Below are 19,177 nucleotides of genomic sequence, written 5' to 3' on the forward strand. Positions count from 1 at the left end.
CCTGACGGCCGTCCGCCCAGCGAGCGGGGGTGTGCACTCCGGTTTCCGGCGTCGCCCCAGGGGCTTCACCGGCACGGTCCGAGCTCGCGGCCACTCGCATCTCACAGAAGGTACCGGAGCGACCACCCGACTCCGGGCCGTGACGGGTCACGCATCGGAAACAACCACATCTCACGCTCCGTGACGTCCGATTGCCACGATCCGTGACACGCGTCGCGCGGAACACCCCGTGCCCTCACATCGTCGCAGGCAGGCGGCCTGTCGCGGCTACCGGCCCGCCCTCGTCAGCAGGTCCGACGCCAGCCGTTCCTCACTCTCCGTGCCGCCTCCCGTACGCCTCGTGCGCACCCATGAACGCTTCAGCAACAGGTGTACCTCCGCCTCCCAGGTGAACCCCATCCCGCCGAACACCTGGAGGCAGTCGCGGGCCCCGCGCACGGCGGCCTCGTCGGCGAGCAGCCGGGCCGCCGCGACGTCGGCGGGCCCGGCGGTGACGGCGGCGGCGTAGACCGCCGCCCGCGCCACCTCCACCCGCACCAGCGCCTCCGCGCAGAGGTGCTTGACGGCCTGGAAGGAGCCCACGGGCCGCCCGAACTGCTCCCGCGTCCGCGCGTGTCGCACCGCGAGCTCGCACGCGCGCGTGGCCGTGCCCAACTGCTCGGCGGCGGTGAGGAGGACGGCGACGGGGTCGGGGTCGGGGGCGGGGTCGGGGTCGGGGTCGGGGTCGGGCCCGCGATCGGCATCGGGACCCTGACCGGGACCGGCGGCCGGGCGGGCCGGCACCCGGTGCAGCGGGGTCAGCGGGTCCACCGACCGCAGGGGCGTCGCCCCCCGCGCGTCCCCCAGCACGACGTCCGCCTCGGTCAGCCACTCCACCAGGCCGCCGTCGACCGCGGTCACCACCGTCTCGCCGGTCGCCGCGCCGGGCACCTCCCCCGCCGCGAGGCAGGTGGCGGCCAGCGGACCTGGGAGCAGGGCGCGGCCGGCCTCCTCGAAGGCCAACACCGCCTCGGGCAGACCGAGTCCGACCCCGCCGTCCGCCTCCGGCAGCCTGAGCGCGAAGAAGCCGGCCTCCCCGAGGGCCCGCCACAGCCCGCGGTCGAGCCCGGGAGCGGCGTCCCCGGACCGGGCCACGGCCGCGCGCAGTTCCTCGGGGCCGAAGCGCCGCGCCAGCAGCCCCCGTACGCCGTCCCGCAGGTCCCGCTGGTCCCGTGTCAGTCGGAAGCGCACGTCAGGGTCCCTTCGGCAGGCCGAGGATCCGCTCGCCCACGATGTTCCGCTGGATCTGCGAGGTTCCGGCGGCGATGGTGTACGAGAGGGAGGAGAGGCGGTCGAGCACCCAGGGGCGCTCCAGGTCGAGGGCGTCGTCGCCGAGGACGTCGGCCGCGGCGTCGTACAGCTCCTGGCGGATGTGCGAGTACCTCAGTTTGAAAACCGAACCCCCGACGCCGGGAACCCCGCCCGTGGCCTGCGCCTCGCTCACGTTCCACTGGGTGAGCCGCCACAGCGCCCGCAGCTCCGCGTTCAGCCTGCCCAGCCGCCGCCGCAGGGCCGGATCGTCCCAGCGGCCGTCGCGGCGCGCCTCGCGGGCGAGTTCGCCGAGGGTGCGCCGGCAGGCCACGACCTCTCCCGCGAACGCCGTGCCGCGCTCGAAGGACAGCGTCACCATCGTCACCCGCCAGCCGTCGTTCTCCTCCCCGACCCGGTTCTCGACCGGCACCCGCACCTCGTCGAGGAACACCTCCGCGAACTCGGCCGACCCGGCGAGCGTCCGCAGCGGCCGTACGGTGACGCCGGGCGCGTCCATCGGCATGGCGAGCCAGGTGATCCCCCGGTGCCGGGGCGCGGACGGGTCGGTGCGGACCAGCAGTTCGCACCAGTCGGCGACCTCGGCGTGCGAGGTCCAGATCTTGGACCCGCTCACCACGTAGGCGTCGCCGTCGCGTCGCGCGCGCGTGCGCAGCGCCGCGAGGTCGGAACCGGCGTCGGGCTCGCTGAAGCCCTGGCACCAGACCTCCTCGCCGCGCAGGATCGGCGGCAGCCAGCGTTCGCGCTGCTCCGCGGTGCCCTCGGCGGCGATCGTCGGCCCGGCGTGCAGCAGCCCGACGAATCCCGCGCCCACATAGGGCGCGCCCGCCTCCTCCGTCTCCTCCAGGAAGATCAGCCGCACGGTCGGGGACGCGTCCCAGTGCACGTGCGCGTACCCCGCGTCGTACAGCAGGCGCTGCCAGCCGAGGTCGTAGGCCCTGCGGGCCGGCCAGTCGTCGGGCGACGGCCGGGCCGGCAGCGTGGGCAGCGCCTTGGCCAGCCACTCCCGCAGCCGGGCCCGGAACTCGGCCTCCTCGGGGGTGTCCGCGAGGTCCATCGGCGTCACCCCGAACGGTCGGGACGGCGGTCGCGGTCGAGGTCCAGGCCGAGCATGCGGATGGCGTTGCCCCGCATCAGCTTGTAGACGGTCTCGTCGTCCAGGCCCTTCACATGGTCGAGGGCGACCTCCTTGGTGTGCGGGAAGGTCGAGTCGACGTGCGGGTAGTCCGTCTCGAAGGTGGCGTTGTCCCGGCCGACGACGTCCAGGGACGCCACCCCGTGCTTGTCGCGGAAGAAGCAGCAGAAGATCTGCCGGTAGTAGTACGTCGACGGCGGCTCGGGGACGATGTCCCTGACCCCGCCCCAGGCCCGGTGCTCCTCCCAGACGTCGTCGGCGCGCTCCAGGGCGTACGGGATCCAGCCCATCTGCCCCTCGGAGTAGGCGAGCTTCAGCGTCGGGAACTTGACCAGGACCCCGCTGAAGAGGAAGTCCATCATCGAGGCCATGGCGTTGTTGAAGCTCAGCGAGGCCTGGACGGCGGGGGGCGCGTCCGGTGAGGCGGCGGGCATCTGGCTGCTGGACCCGATGTGCATGTTGACGACCGTCCCGGTCTCCTGGCACACCGCGAAGAACGGGTCCCAGTAGCCGGAGTGGATGGAGGGCAGGCCCAGGTAGGTGGGGATCTCCGAGAACGTCACCGCGCGCACGCCCCGCTCCGCGTTGCGCCGGATCTCCGCGACCGCCAGCTCCACGTCCCACAGCGGGATCAGGCACAGCGGGATCAGCCGGCCGCCGCTGTCCCCGCACCACTCCTCGACCATCCAGTCGTTGTAGGCGCGGACGCAGGCCAGCGCGACCTCCTTGTCGTGCGCCTCCGCGAAGGTCTGGCCGCAGAAGCGCGGGAAGGTCGGGAAGCAGAGGCTGCCCTCGACGTGGTTGAGGTCCATGTCGGCCAGCCGCGCCTTCGGGTCCCAGCAGCCGCGCCGCATCTCCGCGCGCGTGATGCCCTCCAGCGTCATCTCGTCGCGGTCGAAGCCGACGGCGGCGATGTTGCGCTTGTACGGGAACTTCAGGTCCTCGTAGATCCACCAGTCGGTGGGCGGACCGTCCGGGTCCATCGTGATCTGGTACTTGCCGCCCACGTACGCCAGCTCCCCGATGCCGGCGGTGAGCGGCTTCGGTCCGCGCTCGCGGTACTTCGGCGGCAGCCAGGTCTCGAAGAGGTGCGCGGGCTCGATCACATGGTCGTCGACGCTGATGATGCGGGGCAGTTCGGTCATGGTCCCCTCCGCCTGACGGACACGTACTCCGACGGTCACTATCTGATGACCCGTCAGATCTGCTCTGTCCAGCAGGCTAGCCCCCGCCCCCTGGACCGACAAGGCGACGAGCCCTACGCTCTGCGCACCGTCTGACTGTCCGTCAGTTTCTCTGGGGGTCGCCGTGACCGACACCGCCCGTGCCCTGAGCTCTTCCCGCACCCTCTGGGAGCTGCTCGACCGCCGTGCCGCCCTCAGCTCCGAGCGCCCGGTCCTGCTCCAGGGCGACCGCGTCCTGACCTTCGGCGGGCTGCGCGAGCGCGCCGAGCGGGTCGCGGCCGGGCTGTACGGCATGGGCGTGCGGCCCGGGACCGTCGTCGCCTGGCAGCTTCCCACCCGGCTGGAGACGGCCGTGCTGTCCTTCGCGCTGGCCCGGCTGGGGGCCGTCCAGAGCCCGGTCATCCCGTTCTACCGGGACCGCGAGGTCGGCTTCGCGCTGCGCGAGTCGAAGGCGGAGTACTTCGCCGTGCCCGGCGTCTGGCGGGGCTTCGACCACGGGGAGATGGCGCGCCGCCTGGGCGCCAAGGGCGTCTTCGAGGCCTACGACGACCTGCCCGAGGGCGATCCGGGCGTGCTGCCCGCGCCGCCCTCCGACGGCACGTCCGTCCGCTGGATCTACTGGACCTCGGGGACCACCTCCGACCCCAAGGGCGTGCTGCACACCGACCGCTCGCTGATCGCGGGCGGCTCCTGCCTCGCCCACGCGCTGCGCCTGACCGGCGACGACGTCGGCTCGATGGCCTTCCCGTACGCGCACATCGCCGGGCCCGACTACACGGTCATGCTGCTGCTGTACGGCTTCCCGGCGGTGATGTTCGAGCAGTTCGCGATGCCGGACGCGCTGGCGGAGTACCGGCGGCACGGGGTGACGGTGGCGGGCGGGTCGACCGCGTTCTACTCGATGTTCCTGACCGAGCAGCGGAGGCAGCCGGGGACGCCGGTGGTCCCCTCGCTGCGGCTGCTCGCCGGCGGCGGCGCGCCCAAGCCGCCGGAGCTGTACCACTCCGTGGTCCGCGAGATGGGCGTGCAGCTCACCCACGGGTACGGGATGACCGAGGTGCCGATGATCACCATGGGCTCGCCCGACGACACCGCGGAGAACCTGGCGACGACGGAGGGCCGGCCGCCGGAGGGCATGGAGATACGCGTCGCGCCGGACGGGGAGGTGCGGCTGCGCGGGGAGGCGGTCTGCCGGGGCTACCTGGATCCCGCGCAGACGGCCGAGGCCTTCGACGAGGAGGGCTTCCTGCGCACCGGCGACCTGGGGCGGGTGACCGCGAGCGGCCACCTCGTGCTCACCGGCCGACTGAAGGACGTGATCATCCGCAAGGGCGAGAACGTGTCGGCGAAGGAGATCGAGGACCTGCTGCACGCGCACCCGGCGGTGGGCGACGTGGCGGTGATCGGCCTGCCGGACGCCGAACGTGGCGAGCGGGTGTGCGCGGTGATCGAACTGGCGGCGGGGGCGGGGGCGGGTGCCGGTGTGGGTGAGGGGGGTGCGGGCGCGGGCGCGGGCTCGGGTGCGGGTGCGGGTGCGGGTGCGGGTGCGTTGACTCTGGACGCCGTGACGGCGTATCTGCGCGCGGAAGGGCTCTCCCCGCACAAGCTGCCCGAGCAGCTGGAGGTGGTGGACGCCCTCCCGCGCAACGAGACCCTCCGCAAGGTGCTGAAGTACAAGCTGCGGGAGCGGTACTCGACGGTGGGGGGTGGGGTTACTCCGGGACCGTGAAGTAGCGGGCGAAGGCCGGTACGACGTCCGTTTCGTGGACGTGACCGTCCGTGTCCGTGTCCAGGGCGGAGGCGACCGCGCGGGCGGCCTCCTCGGGGACGCCCAGGCAGGTCAGGACCCGCACGGTGTCCTCCACGGTGGCCGCCCCGTCGCCGTCGGCGTCGGCGATGGCCAGGGCCGCGTGGAGGAAGGGGCGGGCGATCTCGCCGAACCGGTCCGGGTTGTCGCGCAGCCGCTTGACCGCGCCGCTGACGAACTCCTCGCGCGTGATGCGCTGGTCCCCGTCCCGGTCCGCCATCCCCGCCATGCCCTGCCAGAACGCCTCGGCGCCGGCGTACAGCGCCTGTCCCTTGTCTGACCGGGCCGCGGTGCCGAACTCGACGAGCAGGGCCTTGGCCGCTGCCCCGAAGTCCTCGCGGCTGATGTAACCGTTGCCGTCCTGGTCGAAGGTGGCGAACCGGCCGGCGATCCTGCGCTCGTACTCGCTGCTGACCATGTCTTCTCGGGCCGCCTTACGTCGTCGCGTGCGGGTGCTTCCGGCAGGGAGCGTACGACGCCGACGACGCTCCGGCAGCGGGAAGATGACGGTTGTGCCAAGACCGGGGGAATTTCGGGACAGGCGTGTGGCCGGGCCGTGATGTGATCCACTGTCGGTGTGGAAGCAGTGGCGGCGAGTGTCATAGCGGTGCTGGGGACCCTGCTCGGCGCGGGACTGACCCACCGGTTCCAGTCGCGGTCGGTGGAGCGGACGGAGCGGTTCACCCGTGACGAGCGGCTCCGGCAGGAGCGCATGGACGCCTACGGGGCGTACGCGGGCGCACTGGTCAACTATCGGCGCATCCTGGTGCACCGCTGGTTCCGCGAGCACGAGGGCGCGTCCGCGGAGGAGGTCACCGAGGTCCGCGTCGAGGGGTACACGCTGCGTTCGGTGGCTCAGGAGGCGCTGTTCCGGGTGCAGATGCTGGCACCGGACGACGCCCTCGTGGAACGCGGGCGGGACGTCCTGACGCAGATCGACCTGCTCGTCAAGGCGGAGGACCGCCCCGCGCTGGACCGGCGGCGCGACATCACGCGCTCGCTGGTGACCGAGTTCGTGACCGCCGCCAGGGACACCCTGACCTGATCCGTCGGCCGGCACGGGTCAGGCCGACAGCGGCTCGGTCCCGTCGTCCACGGCCTCCTCGACGTCGCCGTACACGTCGAAGAGACGGCGAACGCCCAGCGCGCCGAGGACCCGGTTGACGTGGGAGCCCTCCACCGCGCCGCGGGCCGGGAGGATCAGGCGCAGCCGGCCCCGGCAGGAGCGGATGAGACGGCGGGAGGCGATGAGGACGCCGACACCGCTGGAATCGCAGAAGTGCACCTCGGAGAGGTCGAGGACGAGACTGTGGCGGCCCTCGGCCACCTCGTCGTGCACCCGCTGACGCAGCACCGGCGACGTCACCAGGTCCAGTTCGCCCGACACATGGAGCACGGCCCATCCGCCGCGCTCGACGCTGATCACCTTGAAAGCCACCACCACGCCCTTCATTCGCCGAAACGGAAGCTGTCCCTTCGCTTCCCCGCAGCGCGGCTGCCCAGCGGCCGTTCCCCGAAACGCCGCGCGAAAAACTGCGGCAACGAGAAAGAGGCTTGTTTCAGTCGCTTTCGGTCCCGTTCGATCCCGCTGCGTCCGAGGCGATCAAGCACGATCACGGACAGAGCGGGCCGCCCCCGCGGCACGGGCGACCGGCCCCAGACCGGCCCCAGGTCGGCGGCAGGTCGGTGCCAGGTCGACGGCAGGCCATTACCACCACCGGCGCGCGAGGGGGCGCACAATGCGACAAAGGGGCGTGCGTTGTCCGATGTGCCGACTACATTCGAGCTGACAGGGGACGCAGGCTGGACACGGACACGCGCCGACGGGAACGCCGGACACGAGCAGGGGCGAGGGGGTCGCATGGTGGAGAAGGAGACACCGCCCCGCTGGGACCGCAGGATGCAGCAGCGACTGGCGCGCGGGGAGGCCGCCGCCCTCGGTGAGCTTTATGACCGGTTCGCTTCGCTCGTGCACGGACTCGCCCATCGGGTGCTCGGAGACGAACGGGCCGCCGACGGCGTCACCCGCGAGGTCTTCGCCCAGGTCTGGGAGCACCCCGACGCCTACGACCCCCAGCAGGGCCCGCTGCGCACCTGGGTGGCCGGCCTGACCCACCGTCTCGCCGTGCAGCGGCTGCGCGCCACCGAGACCGCGGCCCTCGCCGACGGCGGCCCCGGCACCGCCGAGGAGCGGGAGGACCTGGAGGGCAAGGTGCGGCACGCCTCGGTCGCCGCCCGCGCCGACTACATCGTCCAGTCCATGCCGGCCCCGCTGCGCGCCGCCCTGGAGCTGGCCTACTTCCAGCGCCGCGACTACCGCCAGACCGCCGCCGACCTGGGCGTCACCGAGGACGAGGCCCGCCGCCGCCTCCGTCTCGGCCTCCAGCTCCTGTCCACCGCCCACGACGCCCCCGCCCCCGGAGCCCCGCCCGAGTACGGGGGCGCGGCATGAACGACCCGCTCGACGGTGCGGGGCTGCCGCCCGCGCTGGAGCACCCGGTACTGAAGTCGATGCTGGGCGCCTGGGCGCTGGCGGCCTGCTCGGCCGAGGAGACCGCGGCCGTCGAGGAGCACCTCGGCGAGTGCGGTCCCTGCGCCGACGAGGCGCGGCGGCTGCGCGAGGCGGTCGGCCTCCTCCAGCGCCCCGAGAGCCTCGACCTCGACCCCGGCCTGCGCACCCGCGTCCTCGACGCCTGCCTGGCCCGGCGCCCGCCCCGCGTCCCGGTGCCCGCCTGGGCGGCGTCGTACGACGCGGAGACCGCGCGCCTGGACGCGCTGCTCCAGGACTTCGGCGACGCCGAGTGGCACGCGCCCGTACGGCTGCGCTGGTTCCGCGGTGAGGGCGCGACCAGCCGGCGCACGACCGTCGCCGGGGTCATCGCCCACCTGCTCGCGGTGGACGGCCTGGTCGCGACCGCCCTCGGCCTGGCCGACCCCCTCGACCACCTCACCGCCGCCCCCGCCCCCGCTCCCCCGGGCGCTTCCGTCACTCCGGGCGTTGCGGGCACGCCCGCCGAGCGGACCGAGACCTTCTGGGAGACCTCGCACTTCCCGCCGACGCGTTCGGTGCGCGGACCGTGGCGGGAGCAGAGCCACGCCGTCGTCCGCACGGTCTCCTTCACCGGCGCGGGCCCCGGCGCGCTGCCGGTGTCGTACGGCGACTTCGAGCTGCCGATGCGGGACGCGCTGCTGGACCGGGCCTTCGAGTGCTGGGTGCACGCCGAGGACATCGCGGAGGCCGTCGACTATCCCTACGGCCCGCCCGCGCCGCGCCATCTGCACGACATGATCGACCTCGCGGCGCGGATGCTGCCGCAGGTGCTCGCGGCCCGCCGTCGCCGGGGGCTCGCCGCCCCCGGGGCCCGACGGCACCTGGTGGCCGCCGGCAGCCCCGGCCGCAGCCTGCGGCTGGAGATCGAGGGCGACGGCGGCGGGCAGTGGCTGATCCCGCTGGACTCACCGGGCGCGGTGGGCTCCGCCGACCACCAGGTGGCTCATGTGGCCCTGGACGACGTGGAGTTCTGCCGCCTGGCCGCGGGGCACGTGTCGCCGGAGGAGGCGGCTGCGGGGCAGTTGGGCGACCGGGGGGCGATCAGGGATGTGCTGTTCGCCGCGGCGAGCTTGAGCCGGATGTAGGGGGTCCGCGGGCGGGTGCGGGTGATTCGTGGCTGGTCGCGCCCGCGCGGCGGAGCCGCATATCGATACAGCCCCGCGCCCCTGGACGTGGGACCAGTGGACCCGCCTTTCAGGGGCGCGGGGAATTGCGCGACCAACCCCCACGCACCCGCACCCGCCCTCGAGCGGCACCGCCCCTTCGCTAGGCGAACACCACCGTGCGGCGCCCGTTCAGCAGGATCCTCCGCTCCGCGTGCCACTTCACGGCCCGCGCCAGCGCCTGGCACTCCACGTCCCGGCCCACCGCGACCAGCTGGTCCGGCGTGACGTCGTGGCCCACGCGCTCGACCTCCTGCTCGATGATCGGCCCCTCGTCGAGATCGGCCGTCACATAGTGCGCCGTCGCGCCGATCAGCTTCACGCCCCGGGCGTGCGCCTGGTGGTACGGCTTCGCCCCCTTGAAGCTCGGCAGGAAGGAGTGGTGGATGTTGATGATCCGGCCGCTGAGCTGCTTGCACAGGTCGTCCGACAGCACCTGCATGTACCGGGCGAGGACGACCAGCTCGACGTTCTCGCCCCGCACGATCTCCAGAAGCTGCGCCTCCGCCTCCGCCTTGTTCTCCTTCGTCACCGCGATGTGGTGGAAGGGAATGTCGTACGAGGCCACCAGCTCGGCGAACTCGGTGTGGTTGGACACCACCGCCGCGATCTCCACCGGCAGCGCGCCGATCCGCGCGCGGAACAGCAGGTCGTTCAGACAGTGGCCGAACTTGCTCACCATCAGGACGATGCGCATCTTCTCGTCGGCCCGGTTGATCTGCCAGTCCATGTGGAAGGCGTCACCGATCGCCGCGAAGCTCGCCCGCAGCTTGTCCACGGTCACCGGCGCCTCCGCCGAGAAGTGGACGCGCATGAAGAACAGTCCCGTGTCGTGGTCGCCGAACTGCTGGCTGTCCTCGATGTTGCAGCCGGTCATGAAGAGGTAGCTCGACACGGCGTGCACGATGCCCTGCTTGTCGGGGCAGGACAGGGTGATGACGTACTGGTCGGCGAGGCTCGCCGTCCCTCGGGTGGACTGCTCGTTCATGCGGGACAGGGTCTCACGACGGCACCGGCCCGCCGGAATCCGTCCGCGGGCCGGGCAACCTCCGAGTGGTTCCCTACGCCGACTTACGCCGACCGCGTCATGATGCGCAGCACTTCCAGCGTGCGCGGGGGCGCGTCCGGGTCCTCGCCGTCCGCCGCCGCCATCCGGACGTGCGCATCGCGCGCCGCCCGCACCGCCTCCGGCCAGCCGGGGTGGTCGACGTACGCGGAGACGGCCGCGTCCGGGCCCACCTGGTGCATGATCCGCAGCACGCGCAGCACCGCCGTGTCGACGAGCGCCGCCTCCTGGGAGTCGCGGAAGATCGTGCCGACGTACTTCTCGGCGGACCAGTTGTCCAGCCAGGTGTCCTCGACGAGGCGGTACACGGCGTCGGTGACGTCCCCGTAGCCGTCCACGCCGGCCAGCCAGACGTCCCGCTGGAAGACCTGGTCGGAGAGCATGTGCAGCGCGGAGCGCACATTGCTGCGCCAGCGCCACCACGGCATGTCGTTCAGTGGCATGCCGCCCATGGTGGAGGAGCGACGGCCGCGACGGGAAGAGTTCTCCGAACCTTGTTGCACGGTCGTCGATCGTACGTTCTCCGTCTCGTGCGCCCCACGGGCCCCCGTAATTCACCTCCCCGTCACCCCGCGTTGACCACGGGTCACTCCGGGGTTGGTCATGTGACGGAATCGTGCGGAGCCATGAGCGGCAGGCGACGCACGCGAAGCACCTTCCTCCCCAGGTCCATACGCTTCACCGGATCCACCAGGGCCGCCGTCCTCGCGGCGGGCGCCCTGGCGGCCTGTGCGTCGCTCACCGCCGGCTGTGGGGTCGTCCCCGGTACCGCGGGGGGTTCCGGGGGCGACCCGATCGTCGTCATGACCTGGGCGCCCGAGGGCACCGGCGCGACCAACAAGCCCGGAATGCCCGCCTTCGCCAAGGCCTACGCCCGCTGGATCAACGCCAACGGCGGCCTCGGCGGACGTCAGCTCACCGTCCTGACCTGCAACGACCACAACAACACCGTCGACGCGGCGAAGTGCGCCCGGCAGGCCGTCAAGGAGAAGGCGGTCGCCGTCGTCGGCTCCTACAGCCAGCACTCCGACTCCTTCCTCCCGCATCTGGAAGGCGCCGGCATCCCCTACATCGGCGGCTACGGCGTCACGAACGCCGAGTTCACCAGCCCGCTGTCCTACCCGGTCAACGGCGGCCAGCCCGCGCTGCTCGCCGGCCTCGGCAAGCAGCTGGCCGAGAACTGCGGTCCGGTCGCGCTGGTCCGCCCCGACACCATCGCGGGCGACGCCCTGCCGCCCATGCTCGACGCCGGCCTGACGACGGGCGGGCACGACGCGGCCGAGGACCAGCGGGCCCCGGAGGACTCCGCCGAGTACTCCGCCCAGGCCGAGAAGGCCCTGGAACAGGCGACCGGCGACACCAAGGCGAAGGGGTGCGTGGTGCCCGCCCTCGGCGACCGCACCGGCACCTTCATGGACTCCTTCCGCCGCACCCGCGAGGACTACGCCACCGTGCGCACCGCCACCGTGCTCGGCAGCGTCGACCAGACGGTCATCAACTCCACCGGCGGCCCGTCCAGCCCGTTCGAGGGGGCGTCCGTCACCGGCTGGTACCCGGTGGCGAGCGATTCGCGCTGGGACGCGATGAAGAAGGTGATCAGCGAGAGCGCCTTCTCCGACACCCGGATCGACGCGACGGACACCGGCGTGCAGACCACCTGGATCGCCTACACCGTGCTGCGGAAGGCCGTCGAGTCGCTGGGCGACGGCGAGGTGAGCGCCGACACCGTACGGGACGCCCTGGACGACGGGCTGACGGTCGACACCGGCGAGCTGACACCGCCGCTGCGCTGGCAGTTCACCGACAAGCTCGCCGCCATCGGCTTCCCGCGCCTGGTCAACGCGCACGTGACCCTTCAGACGGTGCGGCAGGGCCGGCTGGTCGCGGCCGGGTCCGGCTTCGTCGACATGACGAAGACGATGGAGAACGCGAAGGTGAGCTGAGCCGGCCCACCTCCGGCGTCAGAGCTGGACCGGCTGGCGCTGCGTCAGGCCGTACTCGCGGGCGATCTCGTTCCACACCTCGGCGGCCTTGGTCTTCTGGGTGCTGGCGGTGCCGCTCGCCCGGTTGCCTGCCTGCGTCTGGGCCGTGCTGCGGGCCTGCCCCTTCTTGCAGTTCTGCTTCTTGTCGCCGGCGACCTGGTCGGCCCAGGCCGCGTAGTGGTCGTCGGCGGACGCGGACGCCTGCCACGCCTTGTTCAGGGCGGTGGTCAGCGCGTCGTGGTTCGGCAGCTGGTCCACGCTCAGCGCGGCCAGCTTGGTCACCAGCTCGTTGCGCTGCTTCGCCGCGCCCCGCAGGTCCGAGGCCGCCTGCGCGAGGTCGGTGCACGCCTTCACGTCGGCCACCGCGCTGATCACGGTGGCGCGGCTGCTGCCGCTGTCGGCGAGCAGCTTGTCCAGCGCGATCGCCTGCTGCTCGGCGCCGTCGGCGGACGCCGAGGCGGAGCCCTCGGACGTGGACGCCGACGCCGACGCGGCGACGGTCTTGTTGTCGCTGTTCTGGTCGCCGCCGTCGCCGCCGGCCCCGAGCAGCGCGCCGGCGCCGACCCCGACGACGGCGATGCCGACGCCGATCGCCGCGTACAACGGCACCCGCGTGCCGGTACGGCCGCCCCGGCCGCGCCCGTGGTCGTCGTCCCGCCCGCCGCGCCGGCCGCCGGAGCCGTCGCCGGGCGGGGTGTAGGCGGGCCGCGGGGCGGCGGAGCCGGCGTGTCCGGCACCCTCCGGCTTTGAGAAGCGGGGCAGTTGCTGCGTGGAGCCGCCGGGCGGGCCGTCGGCCGCCGGGCCGTCCCGGAAGAGGTTCTCGAACCCGGCGGGCGGCTGCCGGTCCGCACCGCCCGCCCCGCCCGCGCCACCGCCGCCGTACGGCCCCTGGCCGGTGACGGGCGGGATGTACTGGGTGGCCTCGGCGTCGGAGTGGCCGCCGGGGGCGGCCGGGCCGGACGCGCCGTTCTGCTGGGCGCGGCCCAGGTAGTGCGTGGACTCCGACGACGTCTCGGGCGGCAGGGCGCCGGGGGCGACCGGCGGGAGGTACTGCGTCGCGCCCTCGTCGGCGGGGGCGGGCTGCGGGTAGTGGGCGGCGTAGTCGCCGCCGGGGCCGGACGGAACCGGCGGGATGTACTGCGTCGCGCCGTCGTCCCCGGAGGCGGCCGGTACCGGCGGAATGTACTGCGTTGCACCGTCGGCGGCGGGCGGTAGGTACTGGCCGCCGTGCTCGCCGCCCGGGCCGGACGGAACCGGCGGAATGTACTGGGTCGCGCCGTCGTCCGCGGCGGCGGGCGGCAGGTAGTGGGCGGCCTGGTCACCGCCGGGGCCGGACGGGACCGGCGGGATGTACCGCGTCGCGCCGTCGGCGACGGGCGGCAGGTACTGGCCGCCGTGCTCGCCGCCCGGGCCGGAGGGGACCGGCGGGATGTACTGCGTCGCGCCCTCGTCCGCCGGCGGCAGCGGGGCGCCGGGTATGCCCTGGCCGTACGACGGGGCCGGGGCGCCCTCCGGGGGCAGCGGGCCCGCGCCGGCCGGGCGGGACGGGACGCCGCCGTCGGGGGACTGCTGCGACCACGCGTCGGAGCCCGCGCCCTGCGCGGCGTCGCCCCACTGCTGCTGGTCCGCCGGCAACGGCCAGCCCTGCCCGGGCTGCTGCTGCTCGGGACCCCAGGGCTGCCCCCAGGTCTGGCCGCCGGCCGGGGCGGACGCCGAGGGCGGCTGCTGCTGCTCGTGCGGCCGGGGTCTGGAGTAAGAACCGTTCGTCATGCCCGGCAGCAGGGGTTCCCCACCGTCGGAGGGCAGCACGATGCCTTCGTGCGCGGGTCGCGCCGAGGGCTCCTCGCCCTGTCCACTCTGCGTCACCGGGACTCCTACGAATGGGGGACTTACGGAATCGTCGGTTCACGCTACCGGGTCCCCGGAACCCCGTGCCACGCAGCTCAGACCGTGATCTCCCTCCCAGTGACGTCGGTAACAGAACCGGAGCGCCGTGCGTTGCGTCCGCCGCGCCCCGCGCGACGAAGGGCCGCTGCCCTGTTCGTCCAGGGGCCCTTCACGCCACGGCGCCCCGTCCGTTCAAGCGGCGGTCTGAAGATCGAGACGTGCTCCGAACTCCCTGACCACCGCCTCCTCCCGGAACGGCTCCAGCCGCTGCTGGAGGTCGTCCAGGTACTCCGCACCCCGGTTGGAGCGGAGCGTCTCCAGCAGCTCCACCGCCTTCAGACCAGTGGTGCACGCCTCCTCGACCTCGCGCCGCTGCACCTGCGCCGTGGCCAACAGCACATAACCGATGGCCCGTCGGCGGGCCCGGCTCGGCGGATGCCCGGCCAGGGACTGCTCCGCGCAGCGCGCCGCCGCCTCGGCCTGGCCCAGGTCCCGGTGACAGTGCGCCAACTCGTCCGCCAGATAGGCCTGGTCGAAGTGCGCGATCCACGGCGGGTCGTCCCCGGACTCCGGTTCCGCCGCCTCCAGCGCCGTCACCGCCTTCCCGGACGCCGTCTGCGCCGCCCGTACGTCGCCCATGAGCGCGTGCCCGCGGGCCTCGGCGGCGTGGAACATCGACTCCGCGCGCGGGGTCACCCGCCCCCGCGCCCCCTCCTGCGCCGCCCGCGCCAACTGGGCGATCTCCCGCGGGTTTCCGAGCTGCGCGGCGAGATGGCTCATCGAGGCGGCGAGCACGTACCCGCCGTAACCGCGGTCGCCCGCGGCCTGGGCGAGGCGCAGGGCCTGGATGTAGTAGCGCTGGGCCAGGCCGGGTTGACCGGTGTCGACGGCCATGTAGCCGGCCAGCTCGGTCAACCGGGCGACGGACGCGAACAGTTCCCGCCCGACGGCCTCCCGGTAGGAGCCCGCGAGGAGCCCGGAGACCACGCTGTTCAGGTAGTGCACGACGACCGGGCGCACATGCCCGCTGCCGTACTGGTGGTCCAGGTCGACCAGCGCCTGGGTCATCGCCTTCACGGCGGCCACGTCGGACAGGCCCACGCGCGGGCCCGCCGAACGCGCCACCTGCGCGTCGGGCGAGGAGATCAGCCAGTCGCGGCTGGGCTCGACCAGCGCCGAGGCGGCCACGGACGAGCCGGACAGGAAGTCCCGGCGCCCGACGTCGCTGCGCCACAGCTCGCACACCTGCTCGATGGCCCCCAGTACCGTCGGCGAGAACTGGAGACCCACGCCCGACGCGAGGTTCTTGCCGTTGGCCATGCCGATCTCGTCGATCGTGACCGTACGGCCGAGTTTGCGGCCGAGCGCCTCGGCGATGATCGCGGGGGCGCGTCCACGCGGCTGCTGTCCGCGCAGCCAACGCGCCACCGACGTCTTGTCGTAGCGCAGGTCGAGGCCGTGCTCGGCGCCGCACATGTTGACGCGGCGGGCGAGTCCGGCGTTCGAGCACCCCGCCTCCTGGATGAGCGCCTGCAACCGTTCGTTCGGCTGCCGCGCGACGAGAGGCCTTGCGGCCATGGGCACTACCCCCTGTGTCTTGGCGGCTCGCGTGCTGTGTCCCGGCGGCTCGCGTGTGGCTGCCGCGCTGTACCGCGCTCCGAGTTGACGTGTCTTCCACCGAAAATTTCCGGCCGTGAAGATCGATGCCCCGCAGGCACGACGAAAATGCGAGACATGTGAGGATTGCCGAGGTCTGGGTGGAAGCCGACCCCCAAGCGTGACTACCCGCTTCCGCGCTCATTCCTGCCGCGCGCCCCCGAACATGCACCCATGCGCCCCGGACGCGAGGTCGGTGCTCCTCCCCCGCGCACACGGGCGGGCGTAACCCCTGGTGACGCCCAGAGTTGTGTTCATCGTGGAAGAGACCATCGCGGGCGCCGAAGCCACCCAGATCCCGAAGCAGCGCGGAGAATCGCTGCTGGAGACCGCAGTTCGCTATGCCGAGGAGCGTCACTGGGACGTCTTCCCCGGCACCTGGCTGGAAGCCGTCGACGGGGTGCAGCGCTGCTCCTGCGACGACGCTGCGTGTCCGGCGCCCGGGGCGCACCCCGCGCGGCCGGACTGGGCGGCCCAGGCGACGGGCAGCGCGACCGTCGCCCGGCGGATGTGGCAGAAGCAGCCGACGGCCTCCATCCTGCTGCCCACCGGGCGGACGTTCGACGCGATCACCGTGCCGGAGACGGCGGGGTTCCTGGCGCTGGCGCGCATGGAGCGGATGGAGTCGGCGCTGGGGCCGGTGACGCTGACGCCGGACCGGCGGATGCAGTTCCTCGTGCTGCCGGGGGCGTCGGCGAAGGTGCCGGACCTGGTCCGCCGGCTGGGCTGGTCGCCGGCCCTGCTCGATCTCGTCGTGCTCGGCGAGGGGGCGTACGTGGCCGCGCCGCCCACGCGGTTCGGGTCCCGTGGCGCGGTGCAGTGGGCCTGCCGGCCGACGCCCGCGAACCGGTGGCTTCCCGACGCGGAGGAGTTGATCTCACCGCTGGCGTACGCGTGCGGCAGGGACCGCTGACGTTCGCGCCCCTTCGGGGCCGGGAGTCCCGCCGTAGGGTTCACGCATGACCTCGGAAGCAGTCGTGGGTGCCGTCGCCGTCCGGGTGCGGGGGCTCTGGAAGCGGTTCGGGCAGCAGGCCGCCGTGGCCGGGATCGATCTCGATCTGCCCGCGGGGAAGTTCATCGGACTGGTCGGGCCCAACGGGGCCGGGAAGACCACCACGCTCTCGATGGTCACCGGGCTGCTGCGGCCCGACCAGGGAAGCGTCGAGGTCGTCGGGCACGACGTGTGGCGGGATCCGGTCGAGGTGAAGGCCCGGATCGGGGTGCTGCCCGAGGGGCTGAGGCTCTTCGAGCGGCTGTCGGGGCGTGAACTGCTCGGCTACAGCGGGCGGTTGCGCGGACTCCCGGGCGCCGAGGTCGACAAGCGGGCCGCGCAGCTCCTCGACGTCCTCGACCTGGCCGGCGCCCAGCACAAGCTCGTCGTCGACTACTCGACGGGCATGCGGAAGAAGATCGGGCTCGCGGCGGCGCTGCTGCACAACCCCGAAGTGCTGTTCCTGGACGAGCCGTTCGAGGGCGTCGACCCGGTCTCCGCGCAGACCATCCGGGGTGTGCTGGAGCGCTACACCGCCTCCGGCGCGACCGTGGTGTTCTCCTCCCACGTCATGGAACTGGTCGAGTCCCTGTGCGACTGGGTCGCGGTGATGGCGGCGGGCCGCATCCGCGCCCACGGCCCCCTGGAGGAGGTGCGCGGCACCGCCCCCTCCCTCCAGCAGGCCTTCCTCGAACTCGTGGGCGCGCGGGGCCGGGACGCCGTCTCCGACCTGGACTGGCTGGGAGGTGGGGCGCGGTGGCCGGGCTGACCTCCGTCGTCGTTCGGCTGAAGCTGTCGCTGCTGCGCAACGGGCTGCGGCAGTCCGGCGGGCGGCGGGCCGCGTACGTGGCCTCCGCGGTCGTCACGCTGCTGTTCGCCGTGCTGCAACTGGTCGGGCTGATCGCGCTGCGCGGGCACGAACACGCGGCGTCGCTCGTGGTGTTGCTGGTGGCGGTGCTGGGGCTGGGGTGGGCGGTGATGCCGCTGTTCTTTGCCCGCGGCGACGAGACGCTCGACCCGACCCGGCTGGTGATGCTGCCGCTGCGGCCACGGCCGCTGGTGCGGGCGCTGCTCACGGCCTCGCTGGTGGGCATCGGGCCGCTGTTCACGGCGCTGATGCTGCTGGGCTCGGTGATCGCCGTCGCGCGGGGCGCGGCGGCGTACGGAACGGCCGTGGCCGGCGTGGGGCTCGGGCTGCTGGTGTGCGTGGCGCTCGCGCGGGCCGTGGCCGCCGCCAACATCCGGCTGCTGACCAGCCGCAAGGGCCGTGATCTGGCGGTGCTGAGCGGGCTGGTGATCGCGATCGGGGCGCAGGTCGTCAACTTCGGCGTGCAGCGGCTCGGCTCGGCCGGGCTCGGACAGCTCGATCCGGTGGCGCGGGTGCTGGCCTGGGTGCCGCCCGCCTCCGCGATCGCCGCGGTGGACGCGGCGAGCGAGGGCGCGTACGGCGTCGCCGCGGCGCGGCTCGCGGTGACCGCGGGGGCGGTGGCGGCGCTGGTGGCGGTGTGGGCGCGGAGCCTGACGCGGCTGATGACCGAGCCCGACGGCTCCACCCTCCAGGCCTCCGAACCGGCCGCGCGGAGCGAGGGGTTCGGGCGGTTCGGGCGGTCCGGGCGTGCGGGGCGAGTCGGCCGGTCCGGGCGCGCGGGACGTTCCTGGCGGGCGGGGCCGCGATGGCTGCCGTCGGCGGACGGGCGCACCGGCACGGTCATGGGCCGCAGCCTGCGCTACGTCTGGCGCGATCCGAAGACGAAGGCGGCCTGGGTGACCTCGCTGGCCATCGGGCTGATCGTGCCCGTCTTCAACGCCCTCCAGGGCACCGGCTCGATCTACTTCGCCTGCTTCGCCGCCGGGATGCTCGGCATCCAGATGTACAACCAGTTCGGGCAGGACACGTCCGCGTTCTGGATGGTCGCGATGACCGTCTCGTCGACCCGGGACGCCTACGCCGAACTACGCGCGCGTGCCCTCGCCCTGCTGGTGATCACCCTGCCGTACGCGACGCTCGTGACCGTCCTGACGACGGCGCTGCTCGGCGACTGGGCGAAGCTGCCCGAGGCGCTCGGGCTGTCGTTCGCGCTGCTCGGGGCGATGCTGGCGACCGGCGCCTGGACCTCCGCCCGCTTCCCCTACTCCATCCCCCAGGAGGGCTACAAGAACGTGGCCCCCGGTCAGGCGGGCCTGGCCTGGATCGCCGTCTTCGGCGGCATGGTCGCCGCCGCCCTGCTGTGCGCCCCGGTCATCGCGGTGACGATCTGGCTGAACGTCAGCGAGGGCGGCGACGCGTGGACCTGGGTCCTGCTGCCCGGCGGCGCGGCCTACGGGGCGGCGATCACGGTGCTGGGCCTGCGGCTCGCGGCGCCGCGCACGGCGGAACGGCTGCCGGAGATCCTTACGGCGGTGAGCAAGGGCTGAGCGACGCTGCCTACGGCAGTCGCATGGCTTCG

Annotated in this window: 17 protein-coding genes; 8 read left to right on the plus strand and 9 right to left on the minus strand. The window is 73.3% G+C overall.

Going from position 1 to position 19,177, the window contains the following annotated elements; genetic code table 11:
• Positions 1-267 precede the first annotated feature (267 nt).
• Genes ACFYX4_RS11285 through ACFYX4_RS11295 form a run of 3 tightly spaced genes read right to left on the minus strand, consistent with a single transcriptional unit; the run spans position 268 to position 3,588 of the window.
• Positions 268-1,230 carry an acyl-CoA dehydrogenase family protein gene (locus tag ACFYX4_RS11285; RefSeq protein WP_389329559.1) on the minus strand — a complete coding sequence of 321 codons (963 nt, stop codon included), beginning with the start codon at positions 1,228-1,230 and terminating at the stop codon, positions 268-270.
• A gap of 1 nt (position 1,231) precedes the next feature.
• On the minus strand, positions 1,232-2,365 hold the full coding sequence (locus ACFYX4_RS11290; RefSeq protein WP_389329562.1) for an acyl-CoA dehydrogenase family protein: 1,134 nt from the start codon (positions 2,363-2,365) through the stop codon (positions 1,232-1,234).
• A gap of 5 nt (positions 2,366-2,370) precedes the next feature.
• Complete coding sequence (locus tag ACFYX4_RS11295; RefSeq protein ID WP_389329565.1) at positions 2,371-3,588, minus strand: amidohydrolase family protein; 1,218 nt, start codon at positions 3,586-3,588, stop codon at positions 2,371-2,373.
• A 163-nt stretch (positions 3,589-3,751) separates the two neighbouring features.
• Here ACFYX4_RS11295 and ACFYX4_RS11300 point away from each other — a divergent pair, with 163 nt between their 5' ends.
• Positions 3,752-5,356, plus strand: a complete 1,605-nt coding sequence (locus ACFYX4_RS11300) for a class I adenylate-forming enzyme family protein (RefSeq protein WP_389329568.1) — start codon at positions 3,752-3,754, stop codon at positions 5,354-5,356.
• Here ACFYX4_RS11300 and ACFYX4_RS11305 read toward each other — a convergent pair.
• Positions 5,340-5,852: an EF-hand domain-containing protein gene (locus ACFYX4_RS11305; protein ID WP_389329571.1), complete on the minus strand. Its 513-nt coding sequence runs from the start codon at positions 5,850-5,852 to the stop codon at positions 5,340-5,342. The genes ACFYX4_RS11300 and ACFYX4_RS11305 overlap by 17 nt on opposite strands.
• A gap of 159 nt (positions 5,853-6,011) precedes the next feature.
• On the opposite strand from ACFYX4_RS11305, the gene ACFYX4_RS11310 reads away from it, so the two are divergent.
• Positions 6,012-6,479 carry a hypothetical protein gene (locus tag ACFYX4_RS11310; protein WP_389329574.1) on the plus strand — a complete coding sequence of 156 codons (468 nt, stop codon included), beginning with the start codon at positions 6,012-6,014 and terminating at the stop codon, positions 6,477-6,479.
• An 18-nt stretch (positions 6,480-6,497) separates the two neighbouring features.
• On the opposite strand, the gene ACFYX4_RS11315 is transcribed toward ACFYX4_RS11310, so the two are convergent.
• The gene (locus tag ACFYX4_RS11315) at positions 6,498-6,878 is read right to left on the minus strand and encodes an STAS domain-containing protein (protein WP_389329577.1); all 381 of its coding nucleotides are present in this window, start codon (positions 6,876-6,878) and stop codon (positions 6,498-6,500) included.
• A gap of 417 nt (positions 6,879-7,295) precedes the next feature.
• On the opposite strand from ACFYX4_RS11315, the gene ACFYX4_RS11320 reads away from it, so the two are divergent.
• Together ACFYX4_RS11320 and ACFYX4_RS11325 are read left to right on the plus strand one after the other, a co-directional pair.
• Complete coding sequence (locus ACFYX4_RS11320) at positions 7,296-7,886, plus strand: RNA polymerase sigma factor (RefSeq protein ID WP_389329580.1); 591 nt, start codon at positions 7,296-7,298, stop codon at positions 7,884-7,886.
• On the plus strand, positions 7,883-9,070 hold the full coding sequence (locus ACFYX4_RS11325) for a zf-HC2 domain-containing protein (RefSeq protein ID WP_389329583.1): 1,188 nt from the start codon (positions 7,883-7,885) through the stop codon (positions 9,068-9,070). Before ACFYX4_RS11320 ends, ACFYX4_RS11325 begins: the two co-directional genes overlap by 4 nt.
• A 181-nt stretch (positions 9,071-9,251) precedes the next feature.
• On the opposite strand, the gene purU is transcribed toward ACFYX4_RS11325, so the two are convergent.
• Both purU and ACFYX4_RS11335 read right to left on the minus strand, forming a co-directional pair.
• Entirely contained in the window at positions 9,252-10,136 is an 885-nt protein-coding gene (purU, locus tag ACFYX4_RS11330) for a formyltetrahydrofolate deformylase (RefSeq protein WP_389329585.1), read from the minus strand.
• A gap of 83 nt (positions 10,137-10,219) precedes the next feature.
• Entirely contained in the window at positions 10,220-10,666 is a 447-nt protein-coding gene (locus ACFYX4_RS11335; protein WP_389329588.1) for a hypothetical protein, read from the minus strand.
• 174 nt (positions 10,667-10,840) lie between these two features.
• Between ACFYX4_RS11335 and ACFYX4_RS11340 the strand changes: the two genes are divergently transcribed.
• On the plus strand, positions 10,841-12,157 hold the full coding sequence (locus ACFYX4_RS11340; RefSeq protein WP_389329591.1) for an ABC transporter substrate-binding protein: 1,317 nt from the start codon (positions 10,841-10,843) through the stop codon (positions 12,155-12,157).
• An 18-nt stretch (positions 12,158-12,175) separates the two neighbouring features.
• Here ACFYX4_RS11340 and ACFYX4_RS11345 read toward each other — a convergent pair whose 3' ends face one another.
• Both ACFYX4_RS11345 and ACFYX4_RS11350 read right to left on the minus strand, forming a co-directional pair.
• Complete coding sequence (locus ACFYX4_RS11345) at positions 12,176-14,062, minus strand: hypothetical protein (RefSeq protein WP_389329594.1); 1,887 nt, start codon at positions 14,060-14,062, stop codon at positions 12,176-12,178.
• 213 nt (positions 14,063-14,275) lie between these two features.
• Positions 14,276-15,661, minus strand: coding sequence for a transcriptional regulator (locus ACFYX4_RS11350; RefSeq protein ID WP_389329597.1), 1,386 nt, complete (start codon positions 15,659-15,661; stop codon positions 14,276-14,278).
• A gap of 328 nt (positions 15,662-15,989) precedes the next feature.
• Between ACFYX4_RS11350 and ACFYX4_RS11355 the strand changes: the two genes are divergently transcribed.
• Genes ACFYX4_RS11355 through ACFYX4_RS11365 form a run of 3 tightly spaced genes read left to right on the plus strand, consistent with a single transcriptional unit; the run spans position 15,990 to position 19,145 of the window.
• Positions 15,990-16,652, plus strand: coding sequence for a bifunctional DNA primase/polymerase (locus ACFYX4_RS11355; protein ID WP_389329600.1), 663 nt, complete (start codon positions 15,990-15,992; stop codon positions 16,650-16,652).
• Positions 16,653-16,698: 46 nt separating this feature from the next.
• The gene (locus tag ACFYX4_RS11360) at positions 16,699-17,499 is read left to right on the plus strand and encodes an ABC transporter ATP-binding protein (RefSeq protein WP_389329603.1); all 801 of its coding nucleotides are present in this window, start codon (positions 16,699-16,701) and stop codon (positions 17,497-17,499) included.
• Positions 17,487-19,145 (plus strand): transporter, encoded by a 1,659-nt coding sequence (locus tag ACFYX4_RS11365; RefSeq protein WP_389329606.1) that lies wholly within the window; start codon positions 17,487-17,489, stop codon positions 19,143-19,145. The genes ACFYX4_RS11360 and ACFYX4_RS11365 overlap by 13 nt, the downstream gene beginning before the upstream one ends.
• Positions 19,146-19,177 lie beyond the last annotated feature (32 nt).

Source organism: Streptomyces sp. NPDC002328, from assembly GCF_042890065.1.
GTDB lineage: Bacteria > Actinomycetota > Actinomycetes > Streptomycetales > Streptomycetaceae > Streptomyces.